This window comes from Selenomonas bovis DSM 23594 (genome assembly GCF_000381005.1).
Lineage (GTDB): Bacteria > Bacillota > Negativicutes > Selenomonadales > Selenomonadaceae > Selenomonas_C > Selenomonas_C bovis.
The window spans coordinates 1-1,237 of record NZ_KB908453.1 but is presented as its reverse complement, the minus strand read 5'-3'; the positions used below and the strand labels follow the sequence as shown (position 1 = coordinate 1,237).

The 1,237-nt window shown below is 50.8% G+C and carries 3 protein-coding genes; all 3 read right to left on the bottom strand.

Annotation, left to right across the window (positions count from 1 at the left end; all coding sequences use genetic code 11):
- Window positions 1-208: hypothetical protein (locus tag F599_RS14585; RefSeq protein ID WP_033369495.1), on the bottom strand; the 208-nt coding region annotated here is incomplete at its 3' end.
- Window positions 209-290: 82 nt separating this feature from the next.
- Entirely contained in the window at window positions 291-482 is a 192-nt protein-coding gene (locus F599_RS0113280) for a hypothetical protein (RefSeq protein WP_020700610.1), read from the bottom strand.
- A 6-nt stretch (window positions 483-488) separates the two neighbouring features.
- Window positions 489-1,237, bottom strand: a 749-nt coding sequence (locus F599_RS14580) for a hypothetical protein (RefSeq protein ID WP_033369494.1), incomplete at its 5' end; no start/stop codon positions are given.

Genomic DNA, 1,237 nt, shown 5'->3' with positions numbered 1-1,237 from the left:
CCGACGCCAGCGCCTCATCAATCCGGCGCTGCACCGCCGCCTCATCGGCCTTGGGGCTTTCATCGGCAGACTTGCCGCCCTCCTGCCCTGCCGAAACATCTGCGGGCGCCTTGCCGCCGCTCTCCTGCCCTTCCGTTCCGCCATCTGTCCCGCCATCGGCGAAACGCTGCAGCTGGAACGAGAAGCCGTTCTGCTTATCCTCTGTCATCTGGATTCTCCTCTCTTGAAATTTGGGTATAAGAAAAGCACCTTGCGTTCGCTTGGTGCTTTTACAATATGCGTCTTATTCCTCAAGGACAGGAAGACAACTCTTTAGCCTCTTTATAAAGCGGCTTGACAATGCGCTGCCATTCGTCTTTCTTTGCCTTAATGCTTTCCGGCGTCCCCGGCTTAAAAGGGCATTCTATATCCGTATAGTCGATGTATGGCGAAAACTCGTTGAATAGAGCCTCAGCCTTGTCTGGAAACCGTACTCTTGGCATATACAATCACCCCTTCTGCAATAGCTGCAATGTTCGTATCTCTACATAAGTCTCATCAAATTGCTCAGATAGAAAAGACTTAATAGCATAACGGCTTACTTTTATATTATATCCTTTTTTCGCAAGCTCTACAATCTTTTTCTTGCTTTGCTGATTAATCCAGTCTGCATATCCTGCCATATCTGGATGCCTCTTTCTGTATCCAGCTGCATCCTTCCAATGAATCAGCTCGTGTACCATCGTGCTCAAACAGTTTTCGGGGAGTACACCATCACGCTGCAGGTCTGCCAGCTTCTCATCGTCTAAAAGGCTGAGCGTAATGTATACCTTGTCTTGTCGCCAGTTGTAGAGCGCAGGCGCATTGGTGCCCAGCTGAGTCTCGGCAGCAACATAGACTGGCGGCAGCACGGCTAAATCATCGATACCTATGGCAAGAGCCGCGTCGTGAAGTCGCTGCTGCAGCTCATGCAGCTGTTTCGGCTTAAGGGTAATTCCTTCCGCCACATGCACATTAGGCTGTGTTGTAACTTGGCGAAAGTTCACAATCCCTGTAGGTCTCAGAACTTCTTCCTTCTCAGAACTCAAAGTAACTTTTTTATAGTACTGCTCCGACGTTGTGCTCACGTATCGTCGATACCATTCTGCATAGCTCGTACTGGCGGGCACACGGATATACTTCCCGCTCTCATCCCTCGCCGCCCGCGTTCCCTTTGGCTTGCTGTCGCCCTTGATGCTGCCGACTATGGTCGAGCGGC